The 17,606-nt window shown below is 60.5% G+C and carries 13 protein-coding genes, 1 tRNA gene and 2 pseudogenes; 5 read left to right on the forward strand and 11 right to left on the reverse strand.

What is annotated here, in order from left to right; genetic code table 11:
- Nucleotides 1-199: 199 nt before the first annotated feature.
- Nucleotides 200-442: a DUF982 domain-containing protein gene (locus tag NBG89_RS12970; protein ID WP_431320306.1), complete on the forward strand. Its 243-nt coding sequence runs from the start codon at nucleotides 200-202 to the stop codon at nucleotides 440-442.
- A 356-nt stretch (nucleotides 443-798) separates the two neighbouring features.
- A pseudogene (locus NBG89_RS12975) lies at nucleotides 799-1,245 on the forward strand (IS481 family transposase); the annotation flags it as partial.
- Between the two features lie 357 nt (nucleotides 1,246-1,602).
- Here the strand turns inward: NBG89_RS12975 and NBG89_RS12980 are convergent.
- The 4 genes from NBG89_RS12980 to NBG89_RS12995 form a co-directional block, all read right to left on the reverse strand.
- Nucleotides 1,603-1,679, reverse strand: a tRNA-Met gene (locus tag NBG89_RS12980).
- A gap of 109 nt (nucleotides 1,680-1,788) precedes the next feature.
- Nucleotides 1,789-2,988 carry a tRNA 2-thiouridine(34) synthase MnmA gene (gene mnmA, locus NBG89_RS12985; protein ID WP_431320307.1) on the reverse strand — a complete coding sequence of 400 codons (1,200 nt, stop codon included), beginning with the start codon at nucleotides 2,986-2,988 and terminating at the stop codon, nucleotides 1,789-1,791.
- A gap of 178 nt (nucleotides 2,989-3,166) precedes the next feature.
- On the reverse strand, nucleotides 3,167-4,576 hold the full coding sequence (gene chrA / locus NBG89_RS12990) for a chromate efflux transporter (protein ID WP_431320308.1): 1,410 nt from the start codon (nucleotides 4,574-4,576) through the stop codon (nucleotides 3,167-3,169).
- Between the two features lies 1 nt (nucleotide 4,577).
- Nucleotides 4,578-5,393, reverse strand: a complete 816-nt coding sequence (locus NBG89_RS12995) for a chromate resistance protein ChrB domain-containing protein (RefSeq protein WP_431320309.1) — start codon at nucleotides 5,391-5,393, stop codon at nucleotides 4,578-4,580.
- Nucleotides 5,394-5,714: 321 nt separating this feature from the next.
- Here NBG89_RS12995 and NBG89_RS13000 point away from each other — a divergent pair, with 321 nt between their 5' ends.
- Nucleotides 5,715-6,923, forward strand: a complete 1,209-nt coding sequence (locus tag NBG89_RS13000) for an MFS transporter (RefSeq protein WP_431320310.1) — start codon at nucleotides 5,715-5,717, stop codon at nucleotides 6,921-6,923.
- A 203-nt stretch (nucleotides 6,924-7,126) separates the two neighbouring features.
- On the opposite strand, the pseudogene NBG89_RS13005 reads toward NBG89_RS13000, so the two are convergent.
- Together NBG89_RS13005 and NBG89_RS13010 are read right to left on the reverse strand one after the other, a co-directional pair.
- Nucleotides 7,127-8,712: pseudogene (locus tag NBG89_RS13005) on the reverse strand (EAL domain-containing protein).
- 202 nt (nucleotides 8,713-8,914) lie between these two features.
- Nucleotides 8,915-9,337 carry a MerR family transcriptional regulator gene (locus tag NBG89_RS13010; RefSeq protein ID WP_431320311.1) on the reverse strand — a complete coding sequence of 141 codons (423 nt, stop codon included), beginning with the start codon at nucleotides 9,335-9,337 and terminating at the stop codon, nucleotides 8,915-8,917.
- Nucleotides 9,338-9,408: 71 nt separating this feature from the next.
- Between NBG89_RS13010 and NBG89_RS13015 the strand changes: the two genes are divergently transcribed.
- On the forward strand, nucleotides 9,409-11,670 hold the full coding sequence (locus tag NBG89_RS13015) for a heavy metal translocating P-type ATPase (RefSeq protein WP_431320312.1): 2,262 nt from the start codon (nucleotides 9,409-9,411) through the stop codon (nucleotides 11,668-11,670).
- 34 nt (nucleotides 11,671-11,704) lie between these two features.
- On the opposite strand, the gene NBG89_RS13020 is transcribed toward NBG89_RS13015, so the two are convergent.
- Entirely contained in the window at nucleotides 11,705-12,880 is a 1,176-nt protein-coding gene (locus NBG89_RS13020; protein WP_431322685.1) for a transporter substrate-binding domain-containing protein, read from the reverse strand.
- Nucleotides 12,881-13,161: 281 nt separating this feature from the next.
- Here NBG89_RS13020 and NBG89_RS13025 point away from each other — a divergent pair, with 281 nt between their 5' ends.
- Complete coding sequence (locus NBG89_RS13025; protein ID WP_431320313.1) at nucleotides 13,162-13,473, forward strand: hypothetical protein; 312 nt, start codon at nucleotides 13,162-13,164, stop codon at nucleotides 13,471-13,473.
- Between the two features lie 61 nt (nucleotides 13,474-13,534).
- Here the strand turns inward: NBG89_RS13025 and NBG89_RS13030 are convergent, their stop codons facing one another.
- The 4 genes from NBG89_RS13030 to NBG89_RS13045 form a co-directional block, all read right to left on the reverse strand.
- On the reverse strand, nucleotides 13,535-13,693 hold the full coding sequence (locus NBG89_RS13030) for an entericidin (RefSeq protein ID WP_431320314.1): 159 nt from the start codon (nucleotides 13,691-13,693) through the stop codon (nucleotides 13,535-13,537).
- Nucleotides 13,694-13,788: 95 nt separating this feature from the next.
- A complete protein-coding gene (gene serA / locus NBG89_RS13035; RefSeq protein WP_431320315.1) occupies nucleotides 13,789-15,384 on the reverse strand; it encodes a phosphoglycerate dehydrogenase in 1,596 nt (531 codons plus the stop codon).
- 83 nt (nucleotides 15,385-15,467) lie between these two features.
- Nucleotides 15,468-16,646 (reverse strand): phosphoserine transaminase, encoded by a 1,179-nt coding sequence (locus tag NBG89_RS13040; protein WP_431320316.1) that lies wholly within the window; start codon nucleotides 16,644-16,646, stop codon nucleotides 15,468-15,470.
- Between the two features lie 140 nt (nucleotides 16,647-16,786).
- Nucleotides 16,787-17,587 carry an outer membrane protein gene (locus tag NBG89_RS13045; RefSeq protein WP_431320317.1) on the reverse strand — a complete coding sequence of 267 codons (801 nt, stop codon included), beginning with the start codon at nucleotides 17,585-17,587 and terminating at the stop codon, nucleotides 16,787-16,789.
- Nucleotides 17,588-17,606 lie beyond the last annotated feature (19 nt).

Genomic DNA, 17,606 nt, shown 5'->3' on the forward strand with positions numbered 1-17,606 from the left:
AGCTTCGAGCGGAGGCGCGCCGCTATTCAAGGGCGCCCTCTCCGGTAGAACTGCTGCTCCTTTTTGCCTTCCCGACAGCAGGATAATAGCTTGGAACAACATGTCGCGGCCGGGGTTTACAGAATGGATCGCATGTTGAGCGATGGCCAACTGCGCGATCCACCATTAGCCCATCCCTCCTATGGGAAGTGGAGAGCCTGTGTCGGTATCTGGGTGGATCGCCGTAATCGTCGAGCGCAACCGAACGTTCCACACGATTACATCGGCAGCTGAAGCCCTTGATATGCTTTTCACGAATTGGCCGGTCGTCAGCGGCACTGCCTTCGTCTTGGCACTGGAAGCCTGTGCAGGCACGATCAGCGGCGCGGTGACACAGGAAGACGCCCAGTCAGCATTCCTTGCAGCGGCCCTTGATGCAAAGGTGGCATTTACGATCACCTAGCACCGACGTCTGGTCATTGACTTGGTCATTGACCGAAAACACCCAAAGCCCCACATGCCTGACGGCGCATCCCTCAGAGCGCCAGTGCTATGACGGCACGGCGGATCGCTTTTCTTCCCAGGTAGGAGAGTCGCTTCCGGATCGCGGAGCTCGATGAACCGGACGCCTACGACTACGGTGCGGATGATTGAAACCGCCTCGGCTGGGGCAGCGACTCGCTCGCCCGCAGGAGCCGCTCCGCTGAATGCCTCAGGCAAGGTTCTGTTCGTAGCATCGCTGTGCGAACGATCATGATCTAGCTGTTTGATCCCGGCATTTGATGGTGCAATTTTCTCACATGATTGGCGGGAAGCACTATGGGCCAAGTTCTACATGGGAGCGCCACGACGACAGAGGCAGTCCGTCGAGCAATACAAAATAGTGAAGAGAGCCTGAGAGCGCTTTCGAAGCGGTATGGAATCAAGCAGAAGACGGTCGCCAAATGGAAGAAACGCACCTCATTAGCGGACCTTCCGACAGGTCCGAAGGACCCGCACTCGACGCTCCTTTCCCTCGAAGAAGAGGCTGTCATCGTTGCCTTCCGCCGGCATACCCTGCTGCCGCTCGATGATTGCCTCTACAGCTTGCAGGCGACGATCCCGCACCTGACGAGATCGTCCTTGCATCGTTGCCTGCAGCGCCACGGCATTTCGCGGCTGCCGGAGGTGGAAGGCGACAAGGGGACGAAGAAGAAGTTCAAGAGCTATCCGATCGGCTATTTCCACATCGATATTGCCGAGGTGCAGACTGCCGAGGGCAAGCTCTAATTGCGCGCGTCCTCGAACAGGTGGCGAAAGGAACGATCGATGAAGACGACGTTCTGGCCATTCTGCCTAGGCTCAAATCTGAGCGCAGCCGATTAAAGGCTGACCTCGATGCTGAAGAGCCAACGACGAACATCATCGAGATCAAGCCGAAGGCAGTGACGAAATTCAGGGAGAACATCGAAAGCCCGGCTGAAATCCTCAAGAACAGAGGAGCGGAACCATCGATAGAGATGGCAAAGGCTTTCAGAGAAGTGGTCTCTGCCGTGGCGGTCTACCCGCGTAAAGCAGGCGAGCAATATCAGTACGAAATCAAGGGATGGCTGTCAGGAATTGCCGGACCGGACAGTCTGCGAATGGTAGCGGAGGAGGGATTTGAACCCCCGACACAAGGATTATGATTCCTCTGCTCTGACCTACTGAGCTACTCCGCCACTGGTCAACGGTGCCGTTCGCGATGCGGAGGCCCGTGGGATGAGCGGCTTATAAGGTGCGCCTCGGCTTTATGTCAAGCGCATGATCGAGAAAATACCACGGGCTTTTTCAGGCTGCGGCTGGGCTGGCCAGCAGCGCCTTTAGCGAGGCTTCCGCCGCCGGTTCGCGCTCGGAGCGTTCGACGAAACCACCACCATAAACCCGCGCGTCGTCGCCGGGCGCCGAATAGAGTGCACAGGCCTGGCCCGGCGCAACGCCGGCTTCCCCGATTGCGAGGTCGACATAGATACCCGTCGCATCGGCCTGCAGCACAGCGGGTGTCGGTGCACGCGTCGAGCGGACCTTGGCAAAGCAAGCGAAGCCCTCGCCAGAGGCCGCCTCGGCAAGCGGCTCGTCGCCCAGCCAGTTGACATCGCGCAGATAGACACGGTGCGTTTCCAGCGCTTCTTTCGGCCCGACGATAACCCGACGGGAACGGGCATCGAGATAGACGACGTAGAGCGGCTCGCCGGTGGCAATCCCGATGCCGCGGCGCTGGCCGATGGTGTAATGTAGGATGCCTTCATGCTGGCCCAGCACACGGCCGTCAAGGTGGACGATCTCGCCGGCGAGTGCCGCATTCGGCTTCAGCTTGTTAATGATGTCGGAGTATTTGCCCTGCGGCACGAAACAGATGTCCTGGCTGTCAGCCTTCTTAGCGACCACCAGACCCATTTCTTCGGCAAGCTTGCGGGTTTCGGCCTTGGGCAGACCGCCAAGCGGGAAGCGCAGATAATCGATCTGCTCCTGTGTCGTCGCGAACAGGAAGTAGCTTTGGTCACGATCGGCATCGGCCGGGCGATAAAGCGCGCGGCGACCGGGATTGCCGGGAGCCGGATTGGGCCGCGAGCGAATGTAGTGACCGGTCGCCAGTGCATCAGCGCCGAGCTCCTTGGCGGTTGCCAGGAGATCCGCGAACTTGACGGTCTGATTGCACGAGACGCAGGGGATTGGCGTCTCTCCGGCCACATAGCTTTCCATGAAGGGGTTGATCACCGTGTCGCGGAACCGCTTCTCGTAGTCCAAGACATAGTGCGGGATGCCGAGCGTCTCGCAAACGCGACGGGCATCGTCAATATCCTGGCCGGCGCAGCAGGAACCGGCCCGGTGAACGGCCGCACCGTGGTCGTAAAGCTGCAGCGTGATGCCGATCACGTCATAGCCCTGACGTTTGAGAATGCCTGCCACCACGGAGCTGTCAACGCCGCCGGACATGGCGACGACAACGCGGGTATCTTCCGGCTTCTTGTCAAAATCCAGTGTGTTCACGGGTGGCTGCCAATTCTAAGCTTGTTGCAATCCGCCCATCAGAGCCGGCGGATTTCAGGTGTCCGCGCGGGATCGGCCGCCGGACTTTCGTTGGCGAGGATATAGAAAGGATTGGGTTCCGGCGCAAGAGGCGGACAATTTGCGGGCATCTCCGATACGGATTCCCGCCGCGATCGCTTCAGAGTGTCCCGAACAGCCTCCAGGCCATTCCGGCCACTGCACATGCAAGCAGCGTCGGAATAATCGACATTCTGAACCGGAAGATTGCAATGGCGGCGGCGACGCTAAGAACGAGCGACGGCAGGGCCAGCGACGACCAGACGGGCAGCTCGATCCAAATAGGACCAAACCGGTGGATGCTGGCCTCCGTGAACAGGAAATGCAACCCGAACCAGATGGCGAGATTCAGGATGACGCCCACCACGGCAGCGGTGATAGCCGACATCGCGCTCGCAAGCGTCGCATTGCCCCGGAGTTTTTCAATGAAAGGCGCACCGAGGAAAATCCAGAGGAAGCATGGCACGAACGTCACCCAGGTCGTAAGCATCGCTGCCAGCGTGGCTGATGTGATCGGATCGAGGTTACCGGGATCGCGATAGGCGCCCATGAACCCTACGAATTGTAGAACCATGATCAGTGGCCCCGGCGTGGTCTCGGCCATGCCGAGACCGTCGAGCATCTCCGTTGGGCGCAGCCAGCCATAGTGCTGCACCGCCTCCTGCGCGACATAGGCAAGCACGGCATATGCGCCGCCAAAGGTTACGACGGCCATCTTGCTGAAGAAGACACCAATCTGCGTGAACACATCATCGCCGCCGCGAAAAACATAGAGCAGCAGAAGCGGCCCGAGCCAGAGCGCCAGCAGCACAGCCGAAATCTTAAGCGACCACACCAGGTTCGGCTGCGCATGGATCGGCGTTTCCTCGCCAAGTGCGGAATCCGCATCTGCAAGGGCGTGACCGACAGCGGCTTTGTGGCCGTTGCCGGCCTGGAAAAGTCGCGAGCCGGACTTCGAACCCACGAAACCTGTGATCGCCGCGATCAGAATGATCAGCGGGAACGGCACGTGAAGAACAAAGATGCCCACGAAGGCCGCGGCCGCGATGGCGACCATCGCGGGATTCTTGAGCGCCCTGCCCCCGATCCGAATGACGGCTTGCACAACGACCGCAAGCACGGCGGCCTTAAGGCCGAAGAACATCCCCCCGACGGCGTCGAGGTTTCCAAACACCACGTAGACGTAGCTGAGAGCAAGGATGGACAGGAAGCCGGGCAGGACGAAAAGGATACCAGCCACAAGCCCTCCCGCCGTCCTATGCATGAGCCAACCGATGTAGATGGCGAGTTGCTGCGCCTCGGGCCCGGGCAACAGCATGCAGTAGTTGAGGGCATGCAGAAACCGATGTTCGCCGATCCACTTCTTTTCGTCGACGACAATCCTGTGCATGACGGCGATCTGCCCGGCTGGGCCACCGAAGCTCAACGCCGCCACGCGCAGCCAGACACGAAACGCCTCGCCAAAGGAGATGCCGTGGCTCGCCCGACCCGCCGTCTTGTCGGCGGGCGTATCCGTCACAAGGTTGGCCATCTCAGTTTCCTTTTTTCGCAGAGGGCCAATTGTGCGTCTCGTCGGTCGCATCGCGGCACCATCGATAGAAGGCATCGTACAAGGTCATACCCGCCTGCAATTGCTCGAGGTCGTCGGCAAACATCCGCGAAAGTCCGAGTGAGGCCGCCAGCAATCCCGCCGCTTCGGGCGCGAGATCGAGCCTCGCAGTGTCGGCGGCCCTGACGATCGTCGCCAGCCTGAGGAGCGGCTGGGATTGAAGAGCGAACTCCTCGACCATGACGTCAAAGGAGCATCGATCGCCGCGGTGGCTCCAGAAGACGTCCTCGATATCGAAAGCTGTTGCCCCGAAACGGTCGGCGACCATCAGCACCTCAGGGGTAGGAACGAACAGGAAAACGGCCGCCGGATCCACGAAACGGCGGATCAACCAGGGGCACGCGATGCGATCGATCTTCGGGCGGGCACGAGTGACCCAAACAGTCCTCCCCTTTGCGTCGCGAGGCGGCAGCTTATCCTCGGGCACTGCGAGACCGTCTGCCTTGATCCATGCCTCGAACCCGCCTTCGAGTGTTTCGGCCTGGACACCCATGACCCGAAGATGTGCGGCAACGCCGTGGCTGAGCTTGGCTCCATGGTGGCAGACGATGACGGCCGGGCTTCGGATTTCAGCGCCCCACAATTCCACATCCTTGAATGGCCTGCGCACCGATCCGGGAATGAGACGGGGATCGGCGGAAAAGTCCTCGTCATTGCGCACATCGATCAAGGCAGGCGCACCTGGCGTCCCGATGAGGCGGTTCAGTTTATCGGTTGAGATTTCGGCAAATGACGGCATCGCGCGTCCTCCGTTCTAGCGGCTTTGTTGGACGCGACTCTTCGGCTGGCGCCTCGTGGGGTGATCGCGACCCCATGACCCATATGATCCACGGTGGATGAGCTATGTCAACACTTTCCGCCAGCTTGCTATGCCGGCAAGCAATTGAGATGTAAGGATTGATGCCGCAGCGGCCAGGCGGAAGCAACGCTGCTTCGAAGACTGCGCGAGGAAAACCGCGAAACGTGTCAGCGCGCTCCGGACCGGTAACGGCTCTTCAGGTCGCCGTCAGATTTTGAAAGCAGAAGACCCGTCGCGGGCAGTTGTGAAAGGTAGTTCGATATGGTCGACGTTGCCGGCTCAAGACCTGCTGCCCTACGGGCAATCCCGAAAGGCGTCTGGGCTCTCGGCTTCGTCTCGCTATTCATGGACATCTCCTCGGAGATGATCCACGCTCTCCTACCGGTCTACATGGTTGCCGTCCTCGGCACCTCGGCGTTTGCGGTCGGCCTGATCGAAGGCATTGCCGAAGCGACCGCCGCCATCACCAAGGTATTTTCCGGGGCATTGAGCGATTGGCTTGGCAAGCGAAAGCTGCTTGTAGCCCTGGGCTACGGCATGGCTGCGTTGACAAAGCCTATCTTCCCATTGGCACCTTCGCTGGGCTGGCTGGTGGCCGCGCGTTTCGTGGACCGCGTCGGAAAGGGTATCAGAGGTGCACCACGCGACGCCCTGATCGCCGACATCAGCCCAAAGGAAATCCGTGGCGCCAGCTTCGGGCTGCGTCAGTCGCTTGACACGGTTGGCGCGTTCCTCGGGCCGGCGCTGGCTTTGGGTTTGATGTGGTGGACCGCCAACCACTATTCGACAGTGTTCTGGATCGCTGTCATCCCGGCGTTCTGCTCCGTCGCAATTATCCTCTTTGTCGTCAAGGAACCGCCGCACGCAGACCAACGGCGCGCCCGGATACCGCTCCGAACCTCGGAGCTCGTTCGGTTGCCTGCGATCTACTGGCTGGTCGTCGCCGTCTCTGCGGTCTTCACGCTTGCACGGTTCAGCGAGGCTTTCGTGATCCTCGACGCCCAGCGAATGGGACTTCCTGTCATGTTCGTTCCGATCGTCCTGATCGTCATGAACATTGCCTATGGGTTCTCGGCCTATCCGGTGGGCGTCATGGCGGATCGTCTCGACCGGATAACCCTGTTGATTGTCGGGCTCGGGCTTCTCGTTCTCGCCGACCTCAGCCTTGCGTTTCTTCCCGGGCTGGCGGGCCTCGGGATCGGAGTATTGCTGTGGGGTCTTCACATGGGATTTACTCAAGGGCTGCTGGCGACCCTCGTTGCGGATGCCGCACCCGCCGAGCTGCGCGGAACCGCCTTCGGCATCTTCAACCTCGTTGCGGGCATCGCCCTTCTCGCCGCAAGCGTGCTTGCCGGTGCGCTTTGGGATTGGGGCGGGCACCAGATGACATTCCTCGCTAGTGCGGTTTTCGCGTTGCTCGCCGGCCTCTCGCTGCTGCCGCTGAAGAAGCGACTAAGAAGTGCTTCGTAAGGCCAGAAGTGGCCATCCGGCCGTTCGCCAAGCACCGCATGCCAACCACCACAAGCCGTGGACCAGAACGGAATTGCGCCGGCTACGATGCCCAGACCGTTGGCGACCAGCAGGCAAACGTCAGGCCCTGCCGGCACTTCATCCCGCTGAGGCAACAGGAACATCGTCGCAACAAGGCTGCCAGCACTTACGACGCAATGATTTCAACGGCCGGCCGCACGGAACAAGGGTGATGCGCCGCCTTCGATCAAGGCCTCCGCTTCCGCCTGCAGCATCGGCCTGCCGAGCAGGAAACCTTGCACCTCGCCAAAGCCTTCGGCACGCAACTTCTGCAGTTGTTCCTCAGTCTCGATCCCTTCTGCAAGCCTCGTTGCATTGAAGCCTGAGCCGATGCCGACGACCGCGGCACAATGGCCAGATTGCCGGGATCCGTTTCGATACCGCAGACGAAGCTGCGGTCGAGCTTGATCCTGTCGAAGGCGAATGCCCGCAAATAGCTGAAGGACGAATAGCCTGTGCCAAAATCGTCAATGGCGATGCGGATGCCGAGTTCCTTCAATGCCCGCAGGAGTGGCAGGCTTTGCTCGACGTCGGCGAGGAAGACGGATTCGGTGATCTCGATTTCCAGGCGCGCCGGACGCAGGCCAGTCTCATCCAGTGCGGCGACAACAGTCGCAAGCAGGCTGGTATGCCGGAACTGGCACACGGAGAGATTGACCGCGATCTTTAAATGATTGAGCCAGCCCGCCGCCACGCGGCAGGCTTCGCGTAACACCCACTCGCCAATATGAACGATGAGGCCGGTTTCTTCTGCGATGGGTATGAATTCCATCGGTGGGAGCAGACCTCGGACGGGATGGCGCCAGCGGATCAACGCTTCGAAACCCGCAAGGCCGTCGTCATCAAGTTGCACGATCGGCTGGTAGTGGTCGGGAGCAAGTGCGATGCCGATACTACAGGTCACGTGCTCGTTGACACCGTCGAGATCGAAAGGTGCCGACAGCGACTTGAGCAGACGTTCGGCAAAGCGCTCAATATTCTCGCGCCGCTCCAGACGCAGAAGCAGGGCAAACTCATCGCCGCCGAGGCGTGCGACGAGGTCTCCGTCGGCCACCAGTTGCATCAAACGGGCGGCCACCTGACAGAGCAGCGCGTCGCCCGCGGCATGCCCTTTGCTGTCATTGATGTGCTTGAAGTGGTCGACGTCGAGGTAAAGCAGTGCCAACGGCTTTTCCGCCGTGGCGATCGCTGCCTCCCGCTGGATATGATCGGCGAAAGACGCGCGGTTCGGAAGGCCGGTCAGCGCATCGTGCATTGCTGGCCGATAATGTCTTCAGGGTCGTGCCCGGCAATTGAACCGCAAGACGCCGACGGGCAGGTTATCGACAATGCTGTCGAGCATCGAGCGCGTATCGGTGACCTGACGCTGGGCGGCATTGACCTCGGTCCGGTCCTGCACGATTGCGAGGATCGCATCCCGGCCGTCGAAGCGAACGGCCCGTCCATAGGTCAGCACCTCCAGCGTTTCACCATTGGCCTTCAAATGCGTCCAACGCTCGGCACGCTCCATGTCCGTGCGGGCCTGCACGGCCTCGAGCATTCGCTTACGCTCACGCTCGCGCCTGATATCGAGGACCGTCATGCGCGCATAATCATGACGCGAATAGCCATAGAGATCGATTGCGGCGTTGTTGACGATCAGAAAGCGAAGGCTGCCGGGATCGTAGACCCACATCGGTGACGGATGAGTGGCGAACAGCGACTGAAAATCGTCGTTCGGCGCATCGATCGGAACAAATGCTCTCTGGAGACCGGCCGTAAGGAAGTCACAATGAAATAATGGCCACGGGCGGACAGGTTATAGACAGAAAAGCTAAATAAAATCATAATCATAGCCCGCCAAAACTTTGGGCGGAACGCCTTAGTATTGTGCAACGCAGCATATCTTGCGGCTCTATTTTGGTTCTTTGGACCCCGGCTGCTATCGACCGTCAATGATGGGCGTGACTGCACTGGCCGTGATCCGCCAATACCTCGATGACACGGCACTGGTCGACGCGACCATGACCGCAGCCTTCCACCATCAGCTCCAACTCTGCCTTCAGCGCCATCAGGCTTCGTATCCTCTGCTCGACTTCGATCAGGCGGGCCTTGGCGATTGCGTCGGCAGAAGCACACGACTGATGTGGATCGTCCTGCAGCGTCAGCAGGGTGCGGATGGCCTCCACCTCGAAGCCAAGCTCGCGAGCATGACGGATGAAGGCGAGCCTGCGCAGATCCGCCGGCTCGTAAGCGCGTTGATTGCCCTCGCTGCGGTTCGGTTCCGGGAGGAGGCCGATACTCTCGTAATAGCGGATCGTTGGTACCTTGACGCCGCTTGTCCGCGAGGCTTCGCCGATCGTGATCTTTTTCATGATTTTCCTCTTGCACCTCTAGTCGCTAGAGGATGTAGGAAAGATGCTTCTGTCTGACAAGGAAGCGGATCATGGGTGAAACGGTCGAGAAACGGTATAGGGTTGGCGGCATGGATTGCGCCGGCTGCGCAGCCAAGATTGACACTGCTGTCCGACGCATCCCGGGTGTCGAAGACGTTTCTGTCTCGGTGACCGCTGGAACGATGACTGTGCGTCACGACGGCAGCAGTGATCTGGCCGCCATCGAGAAGAAAGTGACGAGCCTCGGCTATTCCGTTTCGCAGGTCGCTGGAAGGTTGCCGGTGGAAACACCACCGGCAGATCATTCACACCACGACCACCGTGACCATGATCACGCCGGCCACGATCACCAAGGGCACGCTCACGAGGGGCACAATCACGAGGGTCATAAACACTCTGGGGAAAAGGCTACGGACTCACTGGGGCTCCACGGTCACGACGCCCCGATGGCCGGACCTTGGTGGCAAACCAAGAAGGGTCGCCTGACAATCCTCTCCGGCGCAGCCCTCGTTGTTGCCTATATCATCGGCCACTTCGTGCCGGCGATTGCGTCCTATGCATTCATTGTGGCAGTGCTCGTCGGGCTTGTTCCAATCGCTCGACGCGCCGTCGCCGCCGCCTTTGCAGGCACACCCTTTTCGATCGAGATGCTGATGACGATTGCGGCGCTTGGCGCGGTGATCATCCATGCCGGCGAGGAAGCCGCGACCGTGGTCTTCCTGTTCCTGGTTGGCGAACTGTTGGAAGGCGTCGCCGCCGGCAAGGCGCGCGCAAGCATCCAATCTCTGACGACCCTGGTCCCGAAACGGGCTTTCCTCGAAGAAAATGGTACGACCCGGGAAGTGCCGGCCGAGAGCCTCGCCGTCGGTTCGACAATTCTGGTTCGTCCGGGCGACCGCATCGCGGCGGACGGCGCCATCCTGTCGGGCGAGAGCGCAATCGACGAAGCCCCGGTCACCGGCGAAAGCACGCCGGTGCGCAAAGGTGAAGGCGACACGATTTTTGCGGGCACCGTCAACGGTGACGCCGCCCTTCGCGTCAAAGTGACGGCAGCCGCCGCCGACAACACGATTGCGCGCGTCGTCCGGCTGGTGGAGGAGGCGCAGGAATCCAAGGCACCGACGGAGCGCTTCATCGATCGCTTCTCTCGATACTATACGCCTGGCGTGGTCGCCGTTGCCGCCCTCGTCGCAATCCTGCCACCACTTCTTGCAGGCGGCGCCTGGGACGAATGGATCTACAAGGGCCTCGCCATATTGCTGATCGGTTGCCCCTGTGCCCTGGTGATTTCGACGCCTGCCGCGATCGCCGCCTCGCTTTCTTCGGGAGCGCGCCGTGGCCTGCTGCTGAAAGGCGGCGCGGTCCTTGAGAACCTCGGCAAAGTCACCGCTGTTGCCCTCGACAAGACAGGCACTCTGACGGAAGGCAAACCGCAGGTGACCGACGTAATCGCTTTCGGAAAGAACGAAGCCGAAGTCCTGAAGTATGCTGCTGCGCTTGAGACAGGGTCGAGCCATCCGCTGGCGCTCGCGATCCTGGCACGGGCTGCAGCCGCGCAGATCCCTCTCCCCGCGGCGACCGATGCCAAGGCTCTGGGAGGAAAAGGCATGACCGGGATGGTCGCGGGGCAGCCGGTCTTCTTCGGATCTCCCAAGGCCGCCGGCGAACAAGTTCCTCTGTCATCCGATCAGACCGCGCGCATCACTGTACTCAACGACGACGGAAAAACAGTCTCCGTGCTGATCGTCGGCGACACGCTGGCAGGTGCCATCGCCATGCGCGACGAACCCCGCGACGACGCCAAGTCCGGCCTTGAGGCATTGACCGAGGCTGGTATCAAGACCGTGATGCTCACGGGTGACAACCACCGCACCGCGGAGGCCATCGGCAGGCAGCTCGGCATTGAAGTACGCGCCGAGTTGATGCCTGAGGACAAGCAGCGCATCGTGAACGAGTTGAAGCGTGGCGGCTTGATTGTTGCCAAGGTTGGCGACGGCATCAACGACGCCCCTGCCCTTGCGACTGCAGATGTCGGTATCGCTATGGGCGGCGGCACCGATGTGGCGCTCGAAACCGCTGACGCCGCGATCCTGCATGGCCGAGTCACCGATGTTGCGGCAATGATCGCGCTCTCGAAGCGCACGATGCGCAACATTATCGAAAATATCACCATCGCACTCGGCCTAAAGGCCGTGTTCCTGGTGACAACCATCGCCGGCATCACCGGCCTCTGGCCCGCTATCCTGGCCGACACCGGCGCCACCGTATTGGTTACGATCAATGCGCTGAGACTGCTGAAGCCGGCCAAGTAACAGGTCGGCGAAATCCGATCACGCGGCACCGCTCTTACCGTTTCTCCCCGAGGTACTGAAAGAGCATTGCCTTCCATCGCTGATCGTGAGTTGCCTGAAGAACCGCAACGTCGATTGCCTTGCGATAGGGCCGACCGAGCGGCATGGCGAGTCCGTAGCTTTGCGGCTCGAAGTCGACATCCAAGACCTGCACGGTGCTCGAAAAATGCTGTTCCACGGTCCAGGCGAGAAGGGGTTTGTCATAAACGAAGGCATCGATTGATCCGGCTTCGAGTGCCCTGAGCCCGTCGGCAACCTGGACAAACGTGCGATGCTTGATGCGCTCGCCATCCAGGAAGCCAATCGTCGCCGAATTGGCAAGTGTCCCAACGCGCACGCTGGGCAAGTCCTCGACGCCATTGACCAGCCCGCGCATCTGCCTGGTCGTCAAGGCGGAGGTGACGCTGGCGGTAAACACGGCAATCGTAATGATCGACACAACCATCCAGATGATCGCGAGCGCCCTGCCCGCGATCGTGATTGGCCCGCGGTGACCCGTACTTGCCTGCGTCATGGCCTCAGCCGACCACCAGATGCTCGCCCCTAGTCCGCGTCCCAGTGGTCCTCCGAAGTCGTCGTTGTGACGCCGCTCGAACAACCATACCAACGCACCGACAAGCAGCGAGATACCGATCAAAGCACCTGCCGCCTGCAGGAAGCCGGCGGAAATCATCGTCCGGACAATCTCGCGCCACACCGACACGCTGTTGACCGAGACCGCAATCCCGAGCCCGGTATCATAGAAGGGCTGGCTGAAATCCACGCTGCGTTCGCGATCAGCCGTGATTGTGATCGCCGCGACCGAAACATCGTAATCGCCCCGCGACGTGGCTTCGATGAGTTTCTGGACATTGGGCTCTTCGGCGAGTCGAAACTTCAGCCCGAGCCTCTGCGCAACCTCGCGCCAGAGGTCGATGGAGATGCCGCTCCAGTTGCCGTCGGCATCCTTCATCGCAAAGGGCGGCGCCTCCTTGGTGCCGATCACGAGTTCACGCTGGGGAAAGTCTTCCCCGTCCGCCTGCTGCTGCGATATCTGGGCGTAGGTGTTTTCGCCGCGGATGGCGGTAAGGAGCGCAAAGACGACGAATGCGTAACGCCCTTTGCGAAATACGGCATGCAGCCACGCCGGTCCACGGCTCGCCAGGAGAGCCACAAAGGGGACTGCCATCATGCTCGTTCGCACTTGGCCCTCCAACATAGAAAAGATTCTCCGCAACAAGGCTATCGAAAGGTTCAGGCACACCCGAAGAGGTGGGTACGAAGCGAGACACGAGCTGGCGTAGATTGGAAGTACGTTACAGTAAAATTGCGTGGAACGGCACATGGAAGGCCCTCGCGAGCTTCCCTCGCCAAGGGCACATCGTACCGGCAGCCTCACAGAGCGTTCACGGAGATTTGCGCGTATTGGAACATTTTACGCGCCAAGGAGTTAACGTTTAGAGGAGGAGTAACATGACAAATGACTTCAACAAACCAAACCCGATGAATACATCGGCGTCCAAGAGTAAAACCATCTGGATTGTTCTGGCAGCGATCGTCGTCATCGTGGCCCTGGCAGCCACCTACTGGCCGAGATCACAGAGTCCGTCGACGGCGACGGCACCCGCCGCGCCGGCTCCGACGGCTTCCGAACCGGCTTCGCCACCGCCTGCATCGACCGCGCCGGCAGCGCCAGCAGCGAACGCACCCGCTGAAGCTCCGGCAACCCCTGCGGCTCCTGCCGCTCCAGCCCCGGCTGCTCCGGCTCCGGCGACGCCGCAGTGATCGCGAGCCCGCTTGGTCTGGCGGGCTATGCTACGTGGACGCAAAAGGCCGGCGGCGCGACTTAGTTCGCGCCGGCCTTGAGGATACGATGCGTGCTGGCATCCAGCGCATTGCTCGCCTCCCTACCGTCCTTGGCAAGGCCGTTCGCCGTGTTTGCGCATGACGAGAGGCTGATAAGCGATGCGAGCGCAATGGCGATAGCGACGGCTGACTTTGTCATGGAAGCTCCTGAATTGATAATCGATTGAGAAGCAAAACGAGAAAACCCGGCGCAGGTTCCCACGCCGGGTCTTCTCATTGCCTTGGGAGCAAAACTCAATCGACCGCGAAAACCAGCGGCTTCGCCTGGCGGATCGCCGGGTTCGCCGTCAGCTTAGCGAGAACCTCGTCGCCAATCGGACCGTCGACATAAAGCAGCGCGATCGCATCGCCGCCCTGCTTGTCACGGCCAAGCTGGAAGTTCGCGATGTTGACGCCGGCGGTACCAAGCGTCGTGCCGATGAAGCCGATCATGCCGGGCACGTCTGTGTTGGTGATGTAGACCATGTGCGAACCGACATCGGCATCGAGGTTGATGCCCTTGATCTGGATGAAGCGCGGCTTGCCATCCGAAAACACCGTGCCGGCGACCGAGCGCGTCATCGTGTCGGTCTTGACGGTGAGCTTGATGTAGCCGTCGAAAACGCCGGTCTTGTCGCGCTTGACCTCGGAAAGGACGATGCCCTTTTCCTTGATCATAACAGGCGCCGAGACCATGTTCACGTCGGCGACCTGCGGGCGGATCAGGCCGGCAAGCAGCGCGCTCGTCAGCGCTCGCGTGTTCATCGTGGCGGTTGCGCCATCGAAGAGAATCTCGATTTCCTTGATCGGCTCTTCCGTAACCTGGCCGACGAAGGCGCCAAGCACGTCGGCGAGCCGGATGAATGGCTTCAGGATCGGTGCTTCCTCGGCAGTGATCGAGGGCATGTTGATGGCGTTGGAAACGGCACCCTTGACGAGGTAATCCGACATCTGCTCGGCGACCTGGAGAGCAACGTTTTCCTGCGCTTCCGTGGTCGACGCACCGAGATGCGGCGTGCAGACAACATTCGGCAGGCCGAACAGAGGGCTTTCCTTGGCGGGTTCGACCTCGAATACGTCGAAACCGGCACCGGCAACATGGCCGGACTTGATGGCTTCGGCAAGAGCTGCCTCATCGACCAAGCCGCCGCGGGCGCAGTTGATGATGCGAACGCCGGGCTTGGTCTTGGCGAGGTTCTCCTTGCCGAGAATGCCGCGGGTCTTGTCGGTCATCGGCACGTGCAGGGTAATGAAGTCGGCCTTGGCCAGAAGCTCGTCGAGCTCGACCTTGGTCACGCCCATTTCCTGGGCGCGCTCGGCCGACAGGAAGGGATCGTAGGCCAGAACATGCATGCCGAGGCCGATCGCCTTCTTGCAGACGATGCCGCCGATATTACCGGCACCGATGACACCGAGCGTCTTGCCGGTGATTTCGACACCCATGAACTTCGACTTTTCCCACTTGCCGGCCTGCGTCGATGCATCGGCCTGCGGCAGCTGGCGAGCAACGGCAAACATCAGCGCGATGGCGTGTTCGGCTGTTGTGATCGAGTTGCCGAACGGCGTGTTCATGACGATGATACCGCGGCGCGACGCGGCCGGGATATCGACGTTGTCGACGCCGATGCCGGCGCGACCGATAACCTTCAGATTGGTCGCCGAGGCGATCAGCTTCTCGGTTGCCTTGGTGGCGGAGCGGATGGCGAGACCATCGTAGTTGCCGATAATTTCGGCTAGCTTGTCCTTGTCCTTGCCGAGCTGCGGCTGGAAATCGACTTCGACGCCGCGATCACGGAAGATCTGGACAGCGGTTTCCGACAGTTCGTCGGATACGAGAACGCGAGGTGCCATTGGGGCTTCCTTCAAAAAGTTCAGCGATGGATGAAATCAGGGATGCGAGGCTCCGCTCGGCGAGCGGAGCCGGATGCGATCACTCAGGCAGCAGCCTGCGAAAGCGTCGCCTTCTGCGTTTCGAAGGCCCAAGACAGCCATGGCATCAGCTTCTGCATGTCAGCCGTTTCGATCGTGGCGCCGGCCCAGATGCGAAGACCTGATGGAGCATCGCGATAATGACCGATGTCGTAGGCGACACCTTCCTTGTCGAGCAGGCTGACGATGCCCTTGGCGAAATTCGCCTGGCCGTCGCCGTCGAGTGCCAGAACGTCCTTGTCGACGATTTTCAGGCAGACGGAGGTATTGGAGGCCGTTTCCGGCTTGACCGCCAGATTAGCGATCCAGTCGTTGGCAGCCACGAAGTCCGCTATGACCTTGGCGTTCGCATCAGCGCGCGCCATCAGGCCCTTGAGGCCGCCGACCTCTTTCGACCACAGCAGCGCATCGATGTAGTCCTCGACGCAGAGCATCGACGGAGTATTGATGGTTTCGCCGCTGAAGATGCCTTCGATCAGCTTGCCGCCCGAGGTCAGGCGGAAGATTTTAGGCAGCGGCCATGCCGGAGCGTAGCTAAGCAGACGCTCGACAGCACGCGGCGAGAGAATGATGACGCCATGTGCGCCCTCGCCGCCGAGAACTTTCTGCCAGGAGAAGGTGACGACATCGAGCTTGGCGAAATCGAGGTTCTGCGCGAAGGCAGCAGACGTCGCGTCGCAGATCGTCAAACCTTTGCGATCGGCAGGGATGAAATCGGCGTTCGGAACGCGGACGCCAGAGGTCGTGCCATTCCAGGTGAAGACCACGTCGCGGTCAAAATCGATCGTGGAGAGATCGGGCAGCTCGCCGTATCCGGCTTCGATCTTACGGACGTCCTTGAGCTTCAGCTGCTTGACGACGTCGGTGACCCAACCTGCGCCGAAGCTTTCCCAGGCGACCATGTCGACGCCACGCTCACCGAGCAGCGACCAGAGTGCCATTTCAACAGCGCCGGTATCCGACGCCGGAACGATGCCGATGCGGTAATCCGCCGGCACTTCCAGAATGTCTCGGGTAAGATCGATAGCCTGCTTCAGCTTTGTCTTTCCGATCTTCGCGCGGTGCGAACGGCCAAGAGCCGCGTCGGAAAGGGCTTCGAGCGACCAACCGGGGCGCTTCGAGCAAGGGCCAGAAGAAAAATGAGTATTTTGCGGACGTGCGTCCGGCTTTGCGGTCTTCGCCATGTGCTATCCTTCCAGATAGATAGCTCCTCGTTGGGGAGGAGTGTCCCGCCGCCGTGGTTATAGAGCAGTGAGATCGAAGTCAAGCAGCCGGAGTCGCTGTGAGAGAACTTTTTGGCTTATGCGCGTCATTGCGACGCGGACTACCAACCGGCGATGCGCAAGCCGATACGGATTTCATGCCGCGTCAATCCGTCGTCGCGGCCGCTTATCCCGGAGGAACCTGCGAACATGCTGCCCCCGGCAACATCGGAAAAGCGATAACCGAAATCGATCTTGATGTGATCGTTGATTTCATAGCTGAGGCCAGCCATCAACGCATAGGTGAACCGCCAACTGTTCTCGCCATTGAAATCTTGCCGGGAGAACGTCGCCCCCGAACAGGTCGAACCACCATCCACGCACTCGGGTTGCGAATGCACGTTCCCCCATCTGACGTTGGTTATCCCGATACCCGCGCCAACATAGGGGGTGAAGCCGGCAATCGTCGCGAGGTCGGCATAGCCGTTTGTCATAACGCCATAGGCGCGAAGATCGGCCTGCACACCCGAGGCACAACCGGTCCCGGTGGGAGCGGATGCCGCACAAGGCAAATCAGTACGGGCGGTGCCGGTAAAGTCGCTCTTGAAGAAATCCCCTGTGAGGTCGGCACGCCAAATGTCGGTGAATTGATAGCCGATCCCGGCGCTGCCGGAGATCGGTCTGGAGAAGCGTGCCGAATCGAATTCACCGCCGACGGTGTCATCGAAGCGGTAGGCCGGGGCCTCGTCACCCGTCCACGGCGTATAGCCAAGATCACCACGAAGATACCAGCCCATCGCCGATGTATCGCCGGCAATGCTGACTTCGGGTACCTCTGTAATCGGAAGATCCTCCGCCATTGCCGGACCGCCGAACAGAGCGAGGCTTGCCGCGGTGACGAGGATTATGGCGGACAATTTCATTGCAATTCCCGATCGGGCA

The organism is Rhizobium sp. YTU87027 (assembly GCF_050644135.1).
Classification (GTDB): domain Bacteria; phylum Pseudomonadota; class Alphaproteobacteria; order Rhizobiales; family Rhizobiaceae; genus Rhizobium.